We start from the raw sequence: 14,696 nt of genomic DNA, 5'->3' as shown, positions 1-14,696 counted from the left end.
TCATAGGGCGGGTACCCCTCTCCCCCTCTCTCAGGACGGACGGAACCGCGATGACGGTCACGACGGACATCCTCGTCACCGGCGGCACGGGCACCCTCGGGCGCGCCGTGGTCGGCCGGCTGCTGGACGGCGGCCATGGCGTCCGGTCGCTGAGCCGGCATCCGCACACCGGCACCGGGCGCCGCCGCCCGCGGTCGTACGCGGTCGATCTGCGGGACGGCACCGGGCTGGCGGAGGCGGTGGCGGGGGTGGACACGGTGGTGCACTGCGCCTCCACCCCTTCCGGCGGCGACACCGAGGCGGCGGGGCGGCTCGTCGAGGCGGCGCGCCGGGCCGGGGTCCGGCACCTGGTGTACGTCTCGATCGTCGGCGTGGACCGGATCCCGCTGCGCCACTACCGCGCGAAGCTCGCCGTGGAGCGGCTGGTGGAGCAGTCCGGGCTCGGCTGGACGGTGCTGCGCACGACGCAGTTCCACGACCTGCTGCTGCGGCTGGTCAGGACGGGCGCCCGGTCGCCGGTCGTGCCGCTGCCGGCCGGGACCCGTGTGCAGCCCGTCGACGTCGGCGAAGTGGCCGACCGGCTGGTCGAGTTGGCGCTGGGCGGGCCGGCCGGGCACGTCGCCGACATGGGCGGGCCCGAGGTGCTGACGGCCGGCGAGGTGGTCCGGATGACGCTGGCGGCGGGCGGGCGGCACCGGTTGCCGCTGCCGGTGTGGCTGCCGGGCCCCTCGGCGGCGGCGCTGCGGCGCGGGGAGAACCTCGCCCCGGAGCACGCGGTGGGCCGGCGCACCTACGCGGAGTTCCTGGCGGAGCGGGCGGGTGCGCAGGTGGGCGGGTGAGCGCGGCGGCCGGGCGGTGCGGCGAGGCGCCGGCCGCGGGGCGCGTCGGGGCGGCTCAGGGGGTGGAGCCGAAGAGGTCGTCCTGGGCGGCGTCCCGGGCGGCGAGCACCGCGCCGCGCAGCACCGCCCGGCCGCCGACCGTCCCGGCGCGGACGTCGGTGCGCAGCGGGGAGAGTCGGGTCAGCCGTGCGGCGACGCGTGCGGCCAGCGGGTCGCCGCCGGCCCGGCCGATCTCGCCGCCGAGGACGACGCACCCGGGGTCGAGCACCGCGCACACGCCCGACACGCCGAGCGCGATCCGGGCGGCCAGCGCGTCGAGGAAGGCGGCGGGGCCGCCGGCGGTCACCGCGTCCCGGACCAGGGCCTCGGCGGGCGGCGCGGCGGCGCGTTCCGGGGTGTCGCCGGGGGCGGGCGCGAGGCCGTGTTCGGCGGCGAGCCGGACGATCGCGGCGGAGCCGGCGAGGGAGTGGAAGCCGCCGTCGCAGCCGGTGGCGGAGGGCAGTCCGCCGGTGCCGGGGACGGGCAGGAAGCCGATCTCGCCGGCGCCGCCGGAGGCGCCGCGGCGCAGCGTCCCGTCCAGCACCACCGCGGCGCCGGTGCCGTGGCCGAGCCAGAACAGGACGAAGGTGTCGCGGTCGCGGGCGGCGCCGTCCCGCTGTTCGGCGAGGGCAGCGAGGTTGACCTCGTTCTCCAGCAGGACGGTGCCGGCCCCGCGGTCGCGCAGGGCGCCGATCAGCGCGTCGTGCCAGGCGGGGGTGGAGCCGCCGAGCCGCCCGGTGGCCGGATCGATCAGGCCCGGCGCGCCGATGGCGAGGGTGTGCGGGCCGGCGGCGCCGGCCTCGGCGAGGGTCGCGTCGACGGCGGCGAGCGCGGCGGTGCGGGCCGCCGCGGTGGGGTCGGGTGCGTCGCGGGCGGGTCGATCGCCGTCCCCGGGCGTGCCGAACGGGCCGATGGGGACGGTGCGTTCGGCGCGCAGCCGCCCGAGGAGGTCGGCGACCGCGACGGTGAGGCTGTGGGTGCGCAGGTCGAGGCCGACCAGGTGGGCCCGGTCGGCGACGATGCCGTAGAGGCGGGCGTTGGGCCCGCGTCGCCGAGCGCCGCTCTCGCCGACGACGGCGATCAGCCCGGCCTCCTGGAGGCGGTCGACCAGATCGGCGACGGTGGGCCGGGACAGGCCGGTCAGCTGCCTGAGCTGACTTGCTGTCAAATTGCCCTCGGACTGCAGGAGTTGCAGGGCCAGCCGGTCGTTGATCAGCCGGGCGGTGGTCGGGGAGGCGGTGCGGCCGGCGGCTGTCGCGAGCGGTGCATGCATGGCTGGAGCCTTCCCTCCTCACGGGCGGTCACCCTTATTATCAGGCAGGGTTCCTGATAATTTGCCGGCCATGGCTGGCAACGGCGTTCCCGACGCCACTCCCCGTGCCCCGCAGCCCCCACTCCCCGACCGCCGACTGCGCCGTGCCCGCTGGGCGATAGCCGCGGTGTTCCTCGTCCACGGCTCGGTCACCGGAAACTTCGCCACCCGGATCCCCTGGATCCAGGACCACACCCAGATCCCCCCGGGCCAGCTCGGTCTGGCCCTGGCCTTCCCCGCGATCGGCGCGTCGCTGGCGATGCCGCTGGCCGGCCGGATCGGACACCGCTTCGGGGCCCGCGCCGCGCTGCGCGGACTGCTCGCGCTGTGGACGCTGTCACTGGCGCTGCCCGCCCTCGCCCCCGGCCTGCCGGCGCTCTGCGGCGCGCTGTTGGTCTACGGCGGCGCCTCGGGCATGGCGGACGTGGCGATGAACGCGCTGGGCGTGGAGACCGAGGACCGGCTGGGCCGGCCGATCATGTCCGGGCTGCACGGCATGTGGAGCGTGGGCGCACTGCTCGGGTCGGCGGCCGGCACCGTCGCCGCGCACACCGGGACCGACGCCCGGCTGCACCTCGCGGGCGCCGCCCTGGTGGCGACGCTGCTCGGGGTGCTGGCCTGCCGGGGCGTGCTGGACCTGCGCAGCGCCCCCGAGGAGCATCCGCCGCCGCGGTTCGCGCTGCCGCCCCGGTCGGCGTTGGTCATCGGCGCCATAGGGTTCTGCGCGGTGTTCGCCGAGGGCGCCTCGCTGGACTGGTCGGCGGTCTACCTCCGCGACCGGCTGGGCACCGACGCCGGGCTGGCGGCGGCCTGCACCACCGCGTTCTCCTGCACGATGGCCGCCGTCCGGCTGGCCGGGGACAAGGTGGTGGCCCGCTTCGGCCCGGTGCGCACGGTCCGGGCGGGCGGGGTGCTGGCCACCGCCGGCGGGCTGCTGATCGTCACCGCCGGCCGTCCGGCGCAGGCGATGACCGGCTTCGGGCTGGTCGGCCTGGGGATCGCGGTGGTGGTCCCGCTGGCGTTCGCGGCGGCCGGGCACAGCGGCCCGGCCCCCAGCCAGGCCATCGCGGGAGTCGCCACCGTCACCTACACCTCCGGCCTGATCGCCCCCTCGGCGATCGGCGGCATCGCCCAGGCAACCTCGCTGACCGGCTCGTTCCTGCTGGTGACGGCGCTGATCCTGGGTCTGGTGGCGGGGGCCGGGGTGCTACGGGTGCCGGGCCGCACGGCCGCGGCGGGCGCGCCGGCCGCCGCCGACCGCGGACGCGCCCCGAAGCGCTCCTGACCGTGGCGGCTCAGGCCGCGTCGGCGCCGGCGTCGGCCTGCTCCGGCCGGAGCAGGTCCGCGGCGATCGCCCGGGCCCGGTCCGACCAGGGTGTGGGGCGCAGCGCCTGCGGGTCGACCCGGACCAGGACCCGGTGGCCGCGGGCGTGGGTCTCGGCGCCGTCGGCGGAGCAGAGCCGGAAGCCGTACGTCAGGCCGGTGCGGCCGAGGCGCTCGACCCACAGGTGCACGGCGTAGCCGCCGGCGCTGGTGACCGGGCGCTCGTAGGAGACCTTCATCTCCTTGATGACGTTGCACATGTCGCCCGCGGCGGTCCAGTCGCCGTCGAAGCCGAAGCCGAAGCCGTGCCAGTACTCGGCCCAGGCCCGCTCGGCCAGCAGCGGGTAGCGGGAGTTGTGGAGCATGCCGAGCGCGTCGAGGTCGTCGAAGTGGACGGTGACGGGGACCAGCTGCCCGTAGGTGACGGGGCCGGCGGCCTGGAGGGGTTCGACGCTCACGGGTGGTGCTCCTGGGGTTCTCAAGGGGGTGGTCCGGTGCTGGCGCGGCCGACGGGGCCGGCGCGACAAGCCCGAGCCATCGTAAGCGGCTGCTTAGAATGCTTCGCGTCCCCCTGTGAAGAACACATGAACAACTGGAGCAGTCATGGGCCTCGGTGTGCGCTGGACCGTGCACGGCGACGGGCGCAACCCGGCCCCCGGCGCCGTGGTCAGACCGGACGAACGGCTGTCGTGGCCGCGGACGGTGGGGCTGGGTGCGCAGCACGTCGTGGCGATGTTCGGGGCGAGTTTCGTCGCCCCCGTCCTGATGGGCCTCGACCCCAACCTCGCGATCATGATGTCGGGCGTCGCCACCGTCATCTTCCTGCTGGCCACCCGCGGCCGGGTGCCCTCGTACCTGGGCTGCTCGCTGTCGTTCGTCGGTGTCGCGGCCGTCATCCGGGCGCAGGGCGGCACCAGTGCCACGGTGACCGGTGCGGTCCTGGTGGTCGGGGTCGCGCTCTTCCTGGTCGGTCTTGCCGTCCAGCGGTTCGGGGCTCGGATCATCCACGCCGCGATGCCGCCGGTGGTGACCGGCGCCGTGGTGATGCTGATCGGCTTCAACCTCGCGCCGGTGACGGCGACCACGTACTGGCCGCAGGACCAGTGGGTGGCGCTGCTGACCATGCTGGCGACCGGGTTCGCGGTGGTGTGCCTGCGCGGGTTCTGGTCGCGGATCGCGATCTTCCTCGGCCTGGTCTTCGGCTACGCCATCTCGTGGATCTTCGACCGGGCCTTCGGAATGATCCACTCCGTCAACGGCGCGGGGAAGGTGACCGACCACTGGCGGCTGGACTTCTCCGCTGTCGGCAAGGCGGACTGGATCGGCCTGCCGTCCTTCCACGGCCCGAGTTTCCAGTGGTCGGCGATCCTGGTGGCGCTGCCCGTCGTGATCGCGCTGGTCGCGGAGAACGCCGGACACGTCAAGGCGGTCGGCGAGATGACCGGTGACCCGCTGGACGACAAGCTCGGCACCGCGATCTCCGCCGACGGCGCGGCCTCGGTGCTCTCCACCGCGCTGGGCGGCCCGCCGAACACCACCTACTCCGAGAACATCGGCGTGATGGCGGCGACCCGGGTCTACTCCACCGCGGCCTACTGGGCGGCCGCCGGCTTCGCGCTCCTCTTCGGCCTGTGCCCGAAGTTCGGCGCGGTGGTCGCCGCCATCCCCGGCGGGGTGCTGGGCGGCATCACGGTGATCCTCTACGGCATGATCGGCCTGCTGGGCGCCCAGATCTGGGTGCACAACAAGGTGGACCTGCGCAATCCGCTCAACCTCGTCCCGGTCGCCGCGGGCATCATCATCGGCATCGGCGGGGTCAACCTGCGGCTGGGCGACAACTTCGAACTGGGCGGGATCGCCCTGGGCACCATCGTGGTGCTCACCGGCTACCACGTTCTGCGCGCCCTGGCGCCGGCGCACCTCAAGCAACAGCAACCGCTGCTGGACGAGGGCACCTCCGCGTACGACGCGACGGACGGCCCGGACGAGCGGTCGTGACGACGCGACGGCCCGGGGTGCGCCCCGGGCCGTCGCTCCGCTCACGAACCGAGGTTCTTGACGGCCTCGTAGTACGTCCAGGCCAGCGCGTTGCAGGACGTCTTCGTCGCGCCGGAATATCCCGCGCAGACCCGCTTCAGGTCCTCGTAGAGGGCGCTGTCCAAACGCGCCTTGTTGGCGGAGAAGGTGCCCGCCTGCTTGTAGTTGCGGTAGCCGAAGTCATGCCGGGCGCAGGAGAGCTTGAAAGGGAATCCGAAGGGATTGTCCGGGGACTTGGAGCAATAGTCGGTGGACCAGTCGAAATCGTAGGCGGCCCATTTCGCCTGATTGTTGCGGGCCGCCAGCCAGTTGTCGTAACTCGCCGCGCTGGTCTGCGTGAAACTCGCCATCACCTGCGGTTTGTCGGCGGGGGCGGCCTGGGCCGGGGCGGCGGCCACGGCCAGCGCGGAGACCGCGAGTAACGGTGTGACCAGCGTGGCGACGAGTCTTCGGGACACGAATCAACCTCCGGAAATCCACGCCGCGTTCGGGCGGCGCTTTCTGGCATGCCACATGGATGTGGGTGTTCTCAAAGGACATGGCGGAGACTTCGCCGTCTCCTGCGGCCGGACCGGAAATGCGCAGCGCGAATCGACGCGGCAGTGGGTACCGCGGGACGAGCCCGGCGCAGATCGGTGGGAAGAGCCTCAAGACGGCGGGCCGATTATTACTCCGTTCCGGTCAACTGTCCACGGGATTAGGCATATTCAGGGGTATGCCAATGCCACGCTGAACGGATGACGACCTTTCAGCAACATGTCGGAAACGGCCCGCCGCACACCACCGCGGAATCCGTTGCCGGGCCCGCCGGCGGCGCCGGACCTGCGACGACCGCAGGAGTGGCGCAGGTACGGGAACGGATGCGGGCGCTGGACCGGGCGCTGCCCACCGACGACGGGGTGGCCGTGTTCAACCGGGTCTACCTGGCCGTCACCGAGGCCGTCGCCGAGCGGGTCGGCGACGACGCCTTCGAGGACCCCCGGGCCGCCGGCGAACTGGACGTGCGGTTCGCCCGCCGCTACTTCACCGCGGTGGACGCCGACGCCACCGGGCTGCGCCCGCCGGCCTGCTGGCGGCCGCTGTTCCAACTGCGCCGACACCCCCGGATCCGCCCGCTCCAGTTCGCCCTCGCCGGCATCAACGCGCACATCGGCCACGACCTCGCACTGGCGGTGGTGGACACCTGCCGGGCGCTGGAGTGCGAACCCCCCGCCCTGGAAGGCGACTTCGACCGCATCGGCACGCTCCTGACCGGCCTGGAGGAGGGCATCCGGGAGACCCTGATGCCTGGTCCCGACCTCCTGGACATCGCCGATCCGCTCACCCATCTCGTCGGCTCCTGGAGCCTGGAGATGGCCCGCGACGGCGCCTGGGCCGCGGCCCGGATGCTGTGGGGCGCCCGCCGGCTCCCCGACGTGGCCGAGGAGTTCGCCGACCGCCTGGACGCGAGCGTCGGCCTGATCGGGCGCTGTCTGCTGACTCCGCTCGGCTAGGGCGTGCCCGAGGGGCGTCGAAGCGCTCGGCGCCGACGTCGTTCCGCGGCCGGGCGCCCCGTCGTAGGGTGCGGTCCATGACGTTACGACTGGGACTGGGGTTGCCCCAGATGCCGCAGTACGACCCGCGGCGCGATGTGCGGGACGTGGCCCGCGCCGCGGAGGAGATCGGATTCGACAGCGTCTGGGGCTTCGAGCGGACGCTGGTCCCGAACGAGCCGCTGGACGGGCTCTACGGCGTCCCGGGCCAGCCCTGGCCCGACTTCTACCGCCACTGCGCCGACCCGTTGGTCACCCTGACGCTGGCCGCCGCCGTCACCGACCGGGTCTGGCTGGGCAGCAGCGTGCTGGTCTCCGGGCTGCACGCGCCGTTCCCGCTCGCCCGGATGCTGGCGACGCTGGACGCGGCCAGCGGCGGGCGGGTGCTGGCGGGCCTGGGGACCGGCTGGTCCCAGGACGAGTACCGGGCCGCCGGGGTCACCGCGTACGCCGACCGCGGCGCCCAGCTGGACGAGCTGCTGGAGGTCTGCGCGGCGGTCTGGGGCCCCGACCCGGTCGCGTACCGGGGCCGTTGGACGGAGATCGCGCCGGCCGCGGTCGGCCCCAAGCCGGCCCGTCCGGTCCCGGTCTACCTGGCCGGGAGCAACGGCCGGGCCCTGGAGCGGGTGGCGCGGCGCGCCGACGGCTGGCTCCCCGGCCATCTGACGGGCGCCCAACTCGCCCCGCTCCTGGGGAGGTTGCGGGCGGCGGCCGAACGGCACGGCCGGGACGCCGGGGAGCTGGACGTCGTCCTGCGGGTCGGGGTCGACCTGACCGGCGCGCCGCTGCCGGAGGACGGCCGCCGTCCGTACACCGGCAGCCACGAACAGGTGCTGGCGGATCTGGCCGGTGCCTCCGACGCCGGTGCCGGGGAGGTCCTGCTGGACTTCCAGGTGCACTGCCGGGACGGCAGGGAGCTGACCGACCGGGCCGCCGACCTGTACGGGCGGATCCGGGCGGCCGGGCTGTAGCACCGGGCCGGCGGGCGCGACCGGCCGGGCGGAAGCGGAGGTGCGCGGGGCCCCGGATCGACCGGGGCCCCGCGCACCTCAGTTGGCGCTCGTGCCGACGCGGCGCCCTGGGACCGCTCAGTCCTCCGGGAGCTCCACGGGAGCGATCTCGTCGTAGACGTCGCCGGGGCCGGGGTTGGTCGCGTCGGTGCCACCGCCGAGGTGGTGCATCACGCCCCAGACCGCGTTCAGGGCGGTCTGGATGGCGCCCTCGGCCCAGCCCGCCGTCCAGGAGATGTCGTCGCCGGCGAGGAAGATGCCGCGCTTGTCCTCGGGGAGCAGCTCCTGCATGAAGTGGGTGAACAGGCGCCGCTGGTAGCGGTAGTGGCCGGGCAGGTTGGCCTTGAACGCGCCCATGAAGTAGGGCTCGTTCTCCCAGGACACGGTCACCGGGTTGCCGATGATGTGCTTGCGGATGTCGACCTTGGGATAGATCTCGCCGAGCGACTTGAGCATGACCTCCATGCGCTCGTTCGCCGACAGCGGCAGCCACTTCAGGCTGTCGTCGCACCAGGTGTAGGAGAGGCAGATGACGGCCGGCTGGTCCGGGCCGTTGTCGAGGAGGTACGTCCCGCGCGTCATGCGGTCGGTGAGCGTCATCGACATGACGTCCCGGCCCGTCTGCTCGTCCTTGTCCAGCCAGAACGGCCGGTCGACGGGGACGAAGAGCTTGCTGGACTCCATGTAGTGGGTGCGCTCGATCGCCGTCCAGTGGTCGATCGGGAACAGGTCGTCGTCGCAGTCGATCTTCGACAGCAGCATCCAGCTCTGCGCGGTGAAGACCACCGCCTTGTAGGAGCGGATGTCGCCGGAGGCGTCGGTGACGGTGATGCGGTTGCCGGCGGTGCGGTGCAGCCGGGTCACGGCCGGCCGCGGCGCGCCGCCGTGCAGCGACGACAGCGAGGTGCCCGGCGCCCAGTGCACGATCTTGCGCGGCTCGCGCTCCCACAGGCGCAGCGGCAGCTGCTGGGAGCCGCCGACGATGCCGCGGTGGTGGTCGTCGGCCTCGGTGTAGACGACCCGCAGGATCTCCAGGATGGAGTTGGGGAAGTCGGTGTCCCAGCCGCCGGTGCCGAAGCCGACCTGGCCGAAGATCTCGCGGTGCCGGAAGGACGTGAACGCCTTGGAGTCGCAGAGGAAGCCGTAGAAGGTCTGGTTGTCGAGCTTCTCGACGAGCTGCGCCCAGATCTCGCGGATACGCGGGACGTCGCGCTCGCGCATGGCCTGGTTCATGTCGGAGAAGTCGGCGCCCTCCTCCAGGCAGGCGTTCCACGCCTCGGCGACCTGGCGGTAGACCGCGGGCAGGTCGTCGAGGGTCTCGGCGTAGTGCGACTCGCCCTTGAGGTCGACGACGGTCGAGGGGGTGGACTCGGCGAGCGGGTTGGGGAACGGCTGGGTCGTGAGGCCCACCAGGTCGATGTAGTGCTGGAGCGCGGTGGAGGACGGCGGGAAGCGCATCGCGCCCAGCTCGCAGTTCAGGACACCTTCGTCACCTGCGGCGGAGCAGCCGTCGAAGCCGACCGTGCGCAGCCGGCCGCCTATCTGGTCCGCCTCGTAGACGACGGGCTTGAGGCCCATCTTCATCAGCTCGTACGCGGTGACGATGCCGGAGAGGCCGCCGCCGACGATGGCGACCTCGGTGCCGTGCTCGGTCGCCGGTATCTGGCCCAGGCCCGCCGGGTGCGCGAGGTAGTCGTCGTACGCGTAGGGGAAGTCCGGGCCGAACATGGTGATCGGCGGCTGCGCGGTGGTGTGCGGGACGGCGGGGGGCACCGTGGACGTCATCGGGCGGACTCCTTGCGAGGGGGCGGGCATAACGGGGCGTATCGGGCGCTGGCGGGCGCGCCGGGACGCCCTCGTGGGCGGGGGGTGCTTCAGGCCGCGACGGCGGACCGGGGGCGGTGCGGGCGGGGGCGGCGGGCGCGGTGCGGCGCCGGTCAGGCGAGGTCGGTGTAGAGCTCCGGCCTCCGGTCCTGGAGGTAGGGGTTGTTCTCCCGCGCTTCCTTCAGGAAGTCCGGGTCCACCGCGGCCTGCACCAGCTGCTCGGAGCGCCCGGCGCGGGTGCGGACGACCCCGTCGGGTCCGGCCAGGCAGCTGAGGCCGACGAACTCGAACTCGCCCTCCGCGCCGACCCGGTTGACGTACGCCACGTACATCTGGTTCTCGAAGGCGCGGACCGGGATCATCTGCTCCGGCACGATCTGGAAGGGGTGCATCTGCGCGGTGGGCACCAGCAGCAGATCGGTGCCGGCCAGCGCGTGCGCCCGGACGTTCTCCGGGAACTCCACGTCGTAGCAGATCAGCAGGCCGATCCGGAGCCCGTCCAGCTCCGCCTGGACGACCTGCCGGTCCCCCGGGGTGAACCACTCGCGCTCGAAGCAGCCGAAGAGGTGGGTCTTGCGGTAGTTGGCCAGCGGGGCGCCGTCGGGGCCGATCAGCTGCGCAGAGTTGTAGACCACGCCGTGCTCTTCGGGGGCGCGCTCGGGGTAGCCGTAGAGCACCGCGATCCGGTGTTCGGCGGCGATCTCGGCGACGGCCCGGGCGCTGGCGCCGTCGGCCGGCTCGGCTAGGCGGTGCAGGTCGCCGCCGATCGCGTAGCCGGTGAGGAACAGCTCGGGGCAGGCGAGCAGCCGGGCGCCGGTCGCGGCCGCCTCGCGGGCCGCCTCGTCGAGGACCTTCAGGTTGTGCGCCACGTCGCCGGGCCGTCCCGAACTCTGGAGCAGGGCGGTGTGCAGTGGCGGCATGGGACCCCTCGGTGACGGCGGTGCGGGCGGGACGCATTGACGGTACGGGGCGCCGACGATCCGGGACAAGGCGCCTCCGTTGCGCGGCGGCGGACGATTCGTTGCGCCTTCAAGGGCCACCGCGGCGATTCGTTGCACGGGGCATGCGCGCCGGTCGGGCGGGGCGCCCGCGGAGTGGTTCAGGCCACCACGGCGGCCACCGTCGCGCGCACCACCCCGCGCAGCCACACATGGCCCGGGTCGGCGTCCTGCCGGGGGTGCCAGGCCATCACCATCCGCAGCGGCGGGAGGTCCAGCGGGACGGGCAGGGTGCGCAGACCCAGTTCCCTGATCATCGAGGCCCCGGCGCGCTCCGGGCCCATGCCCACCGCGTCGCTGTCCCGCACCATCATCAGCGCCGCCGCCAGGGTCGGGACGGTGGCGATCACCCGGCGGCGCAGCCCGTGGTCGGCCAGTGCGGCGTCGATGGGGCCGGTCAGCCGCCCACGCCGGGAGAAGTTGAGGTGCGGCGCGTCGGCGTACCGGCGGACGGTCAGCGGTCCGGCGGTCAGCGGGTGTCCGTCGCGGACGACCGCGACCGCGCGGTCGGTGAACAGCGGCACGGTGCGGATCTCCGACTGCGGGCCGCCGCCCACGCCCAGTTCCAGGTCGGCCGCGCCGTCCCGCAGCAGCGGCAGATCGACATGCCCCTCGCTGAGGAACCGCAGCACCACCCCCGGCGCCTGCCGGGCGACCCGGGCGAGCAGCGCGGGCCCGAGGAGGGTGACGAAGAGGTCGCTGGCGTTGATGGCGAAGCTCCGGGTCAGCCGCGCCGGGTCGACGGGGGCGGACGGGGTCAGCACCACCTGCGCGGCCTCGACCAGCCGCCGCACCTCGGCCTTGATCTCCAGGGCGTGCGGGGTCGGCACCATGTGGCGGCCGGCGCGGACCAGGATCGGATCGCCGACCGTCCGCCGGATCCGGCCGAGCGCCCGGCTCATCGCGGGCCCGGAGAGCCCGATCCGGCCGGCGGCGCCGGTGACGCTCTCTTCCTCCAGGAGTGCGTCCAGGGCGATCAGCAGATTGAGGTCGATGTTTGCGTATCGCGCAATCATGGCGGCACACCTTGCAGTTGAGATCAACTGAGCGGGACTCTACGCGCGGCCCATGATCACGTCAGCACCGCCGTCGACCGGCGCCGCACGCTCCCCGCACTTGACCTCAAGTTCGCTTGAGGTCGCAGGATCGCGGCATGACCACACATGAGAACGCGACCACCGCCCCGATCACCCCCGCCGCCGAGGCCGCCGAGACGGCGCGGCAGCTGCGCCACCTCACCGACCGCGCCGCCGTCGCCGACCTGCTGGGCCGCCAGCTGCGCTCCCTGGACGAGGGGGTGTTCGACGAGGCGTGGGGCCGCGCCTACTTCACCGCGGACGCCACCGCCGAGATGCCGCTCGGCACCGTCCGCGGCCGGGACGCCATCGTGGCGCGGATCCGTGCGGGGATGGCGCTGTTCGACCGGACCATGCACCTGGGCGGCACCCCGGTCATCGAGATCGACGGCGATCGGGCGACCGCCCACGGACCCCAGCTGAGCACCCATGTGCTGGCGGACGGGTCCGAGGCGCTCTTCGTCTCCGGCGGCCAGGCCGAGACCGAGCTGGTGCGCACCCCGGACGGCTGGCGGATCGCCGCCTGCGCCCTGCGCGTCGCATGGACCCGGGGCACCCCGCCGCGCCTGCCGGCGGGTATGGGACCGGCGGACGCCGCCTGAGCGCCGGACCTCAGCCGGGCGTCCCCGCCCCGTAGCGGCGCAGCAGCGGGGAGAGGACCAGGACGGACTTGGTGCGCTCGACGAACGGTTCGCCGGCGATCCGCTCCAGGACCCGTTCGAAGTGCCGCATGTCGGCGGCGAAGACCTGCACCAGGGCGTCCGCCTCACCGGTGACGGTGGAGGCGGACGCCACTTCCGGATAGCGCGACAGGCCGCGGTGGATCGCCTCGGGCGAGGTGTTGCGGCGGCAGAAGATCTCGATGAACCCCTCGGTCTCCCAGCCGAGGGCGGCGGGGTCGACGCGCACCGTGAACCCGGTGATCGCGCCGTCCGCCCGCAGCCGGTCCACCCGGCGCTTGACCGCCGGAGCGGACAGCCCGACCTCCTGGCCGATGTCCGCGTAGCTGCGGCGGGCGTCCTCGGCGAGGGCGTGGACGATGCGTTCGTCGAGATCGTTCAGTCGCACTGCGGGTGGATCACTTCTCTGCGGTGGCCAATCGGGAGCGGCGCATGCCGTATCCGAAGTAGATCACAAGGCCGACCACCATCCAGACACCGAAGACCACCCAGGTCACCGGGCCGAGCTGGGTCATCATGAAGGCGCAGAGCAGGAAACCGATCGCCGGGAAGAGCGGGGAGAACGGGGTACGGAACGCCCGCGGCATGTCGGGACGGGTCTTGCGCAGCACGATCACGGCCACGTTGACCAGCGCGAACGCGAAGAGCGTGCCGATGCTGGTGGCGTCGGCCAGCTCGCCGAGCGGCACCGCGGCGGCGAGCACGCCGCAGAAGAGGCAGACGATCACGGTGTTCACCCGCGGCACGCCGCTCTTGGGGTGAACCTTGGAGAACGACTTGGGCACCAGCCCGTCCCGGGACATCGCGAAGAGGATCCGGGTCTGGCCGTAGAGCACGGTCAGCACGACGCTGGCGATGGCGACGACGGCGCCGAAGGCCAGCAGCACCGACCAGTAGCCGTGACCGGTGACGGTCTTGAGGATCCCGGCGAGCGCCGCCTCCGAGCCCTTGAACTCCTGCCACGGCAGGGCGCCCACCGCGATGGCCGCGACCAGGCAGTACAGGGCGGTGACGATCACCAGCGACAGCATGATCGCGCGAGGCAGGTCGCGCTGCGGGTTCTTGGCCTCCTCGCCCGCCGTGGAGGCGGCGTCGAAGCCGATGTAGGAGAAGAACAGGGTGGCGCCGGCGGCGCTGACCCCCGCCATGCCCATCGGCATGAAGTTGGCGTAGTTGCCGGACTTCACGCCCTGGATCGCGACGCCGCAGAAGAGCAGCAGCGTGGCGATCTTGACGATCACCATGATGGTGTTCGCCCGGGCGCTCTCCCTGGCGCCGCCCAGCAGGAACACCATCGCCAGCACCACGACCAGCAGGGCCGGCAGGTTGAAGTAGCCGCCCTGGCCCGGCGGCGCGGAGAGCGCGTCGGGGATGGTGAAGCCCAGCGTGCCGTCGAGGAACTCGTTGAGGTACTGGCCCCAGCCGACCGCGACGGCCGCCACCGAGACGCCGTACTCCAGGATCAGGCACCAGCCGCAGACCCAGGCGACCAGCTCGCCGAGGGTGGCATAGGCGTAGGAGTAGGACGAGCCCGAGACCGGGATGGTGCCGGCCAGCTCGGCGTAGGAGAGCGCGGAGAACAGCGCCGTGATGCCGGCGATGACGAACGAGAGGACGACCGCGGGCCCGGCGTCCGGGACGGCCTGGCCGAGGACCACGAAGATGCCGGTGCCGAGCGTGGCACCGATGCTGATCATCGTCAGCTGCCAGACGCCCATCGAGCGGCGGAGGGTGCCCCCCTCGCCCTGGCCGCCCTCGGCGACCAGCCGCTCCACCGGCTTGCGGCGCATCAGCCGAGTGCCGATTCCTCCGGCGGCGGGCGGCCCGGAATAGCTGTCCCGCGGGGGCGGGACTGCGCCGTTCTCCAACACAGGGGCTCCTTCGTCGCTGCCGGTCAGACTGACACATTCCGGCACATTCCGGTGACAGGACCGCAGCGGCCAGGCAGGCAGGACGAACCACCCTGCAGCAGGAGACCGCCGAGCAGGCGGTCTCCGCCACTCCACGTACAGCGCATGACCTTACG

At 73.3% G+C, this 14,696-nt stretch carries 14 protein-coding genes; 6 read left to right on the top strand and 8 right to left on the bottom strand.

Translation table 11 applies throughout. The features are described 5' to 3' along the window. Nucleotides 1-50 precede the first annotated feature (50 nt). Entirely contained in the window at nt 51-839 is a 789-nt protein-coding gene (locus MOV08_RS33535; RefSeq protein WP_275310030.1) for an SDR family oxidoreductase, read from the top strand. A gap of 55 nt (nt 840-894) precedes the next feature. Here the strand turns inward: MOV08_RS33535 and MOV08_RS33530 are convergent, their stop codons facing one another. Next, nucleotides 895-2,151, bottom strand: coding sequence for an ROK family transcriptional regulator (locus MOV08_RS33530; protein ID WP_275310029.1), 1,257 nt, complete (start codon nt 2,149-2,151; stop codon nt 895-897). Between the two features lie 70 nt (nt 2,152-2,221). Between MOV08_RS33530 and MOV08_RS33525 the strand changes: the two genes are divergently transcribed. Next, complete coding sequence (locus tag MOV08_RS33525; protein ID WP_275310027.1) at nt 2,222-3,475, top strand: MFS transporter; 1,254 nt, start codon at nt 2,222-2,224, stop codon at nt 3,473-3,475. A gap of 10 nt (nt 3,476-3,485) precedes the next feature. Here the strand turns inward: MOV08_RS33525 and MOV08_RS33520 are convergent, their stop codons facing one another. After that, on the bottom strand, nt 3,486-3,971 hold the full coding sequence (locus tag MOV08_RS33520) for an acyl-CoA thioesterase (RefSeq protein WP_275310025.1): 486 nt from the start codon (nt 3,969-3,971) through the stop codon (nt 3,486-3,488). A gap of 145 nt (nt 3,972-4,116) precedes the next feature. On the opposite strand from MOV08_RS33520, the gene MOV08_RS33515 reads away from it, so the two are divergent. Beyond that, a complete protein-coding gene (locus MOV08_RS33515; protein ID WP_275310023.1) occupies nt 4,117-5,511 on the top strand; it encodes a uracil-xanthine permease family protein in 1,395 nt (464 codons plus the stop codon). Nucleotides 5,512-5,552: 41 nt separating this feature from the next. On the opposite strand, the gene MOV08_RS33510 is transcribed toward MOV08_RS33515, so the two are convergent. Then, the gene (locus tag MOV08_RS33510; RefSeq protein WP_420834232.1) at nt 5,553-6,008 is read right to left on the bottom strand and encodes a phospholipase; all 456 of its coding nucleotides are present in this window, start codon (nt 6,006-6,008) and stop codon (nt 5,553-5,555) included. 279 nt (nt 6,009-6,287) lie between these two features. Between MOV08_RS33510 and MOV08_RS33505 the strand changes: the two genes are divergently transcribed. Beyond that, entirely contained in the window at nt 6,288-7,043 is a 756-nt protein-coding gene (locus MOV08_RS33505) for a DUF5995 family protein (RefSeq protein ID WP_275310022.1), read from the top strand. Nucleotides 7,044-7,120: 77 nt separating this feature from the next. Continuing rightward, nucleotides 7,121-8,053 (top strand): TIGR03619 family F420-dependent LLM class oxidoreductase, encoded by a 933-nt coding sequence (locus MOV08_RS33500; protein ID WP_275310021.1) that lies wholly within the window; start codon nt 7,121-7,123, stop codon nt 8,051-8,053. A gap of 117 nt (nt 8,054-8,170) precedes the next feature. On the opposite strand, the gene MOV08_RS33495 is transcribed toward MOV08_RS33500, so the two are convergent. From MOV08_RS33495 to MOV08_RS33485, 3 genes are all read right to left on the bottom strand, one after another. Beyond that, nucleotides 8,171-9,877: a flavin monoamine oxidase family protein gene (locus tag MOV08_RS33495; protein ID WP_275310020.1), complete on the bottom strand. Its 1,707-nt coding sequence runs from the start codon at nt 9,875-9,877 to the stop codon at nt 8,171-8,173. Between the two features lie 152 nt (nt 9,878-10,029). Next, entirely contained in the window at nt 10,030-10,836 is an 807-nt protein-coding gene (locus tag MOV08_RS33490) for a carbon-nitrogen hydrolase family protein (RefSeq protein ID WP_275310019.1), read from the bottom strand. Between the two features lie 179 nt (nt 10,837-11,015). Next, a complete protein-coding gene (locus MOV08_RS33485) occupies nt 11,016-11,930 on the bottom strand; it encodes a LysR family transcriptional regulator (RefSeq protein ID WP_039638051.1) in 915 nt (304 codons plus the stop codon). A 137-nt stretch (nt 11,931-12,067) separates the two neighbouring features. Between MOV08_RS33485 and MOV08_RS33480 the strand changes: the two genes are divergently transcribed. Beyond that, nucleotides 12,068-12,592 carry a nuclear transport factor 2 family protein gene (locus tag MOV08_RS33480; protein ID WP_078875985.1) on the top strand — a complete coding sequence of 175 codons (525 nt, stop codon included), beginning with the start codon at nt 12,068-12,070 and terminating at the stop codon, nt 12,590-12,592. A gap of 10 nt (nt 12,593-12,602) precedes the next feature. Here MOV08_RS33480 and MOV08_RS33475 read toward each other — a convergent pair whose 3' ends face one another. Then, complete coding sequence (locus MOV08_RS33475) at nt 12,603-13,058, bottom strand: Lrp/AsnC family transcriptional regulator (RefSeq protein WP_039638050.1); 456 nt, start codon at nt 13,056-13,058, stop codon at nt 12,603-12,605. 10 nt (nt 13,059-13,068) lie between these two features. Beyond that, the gene (locus MOV08_RS33470) at nt 13,069-14,541 is read right to left on the bottom strand and encodes an amino acid permease (protein ID WP_275310017.1); all 1,473 of its coding nucleotides are present in this window, start codon (nt 14,539-14,541) and stop codon (nt 13,069-13,071) included. Nucleotides 14,542-14,696 lie beyond the last annotated feature (155 nt).

Origin of the sequence: Streptomyces yunnanensis (assembly GCF_029011865.1) — a bacterium.
GTDB lineage: Bacteria > Actinomycetota > Actinomycetes > Streptomycetales > Streptomycetaceae > Streptomyces > Streptomyces yunnanensis.
The sequence above is the reverse complement of the archived record's forward strand: the minus strand, read 5'-3'. Positions and strand labels throughout refer to the sequence as shown.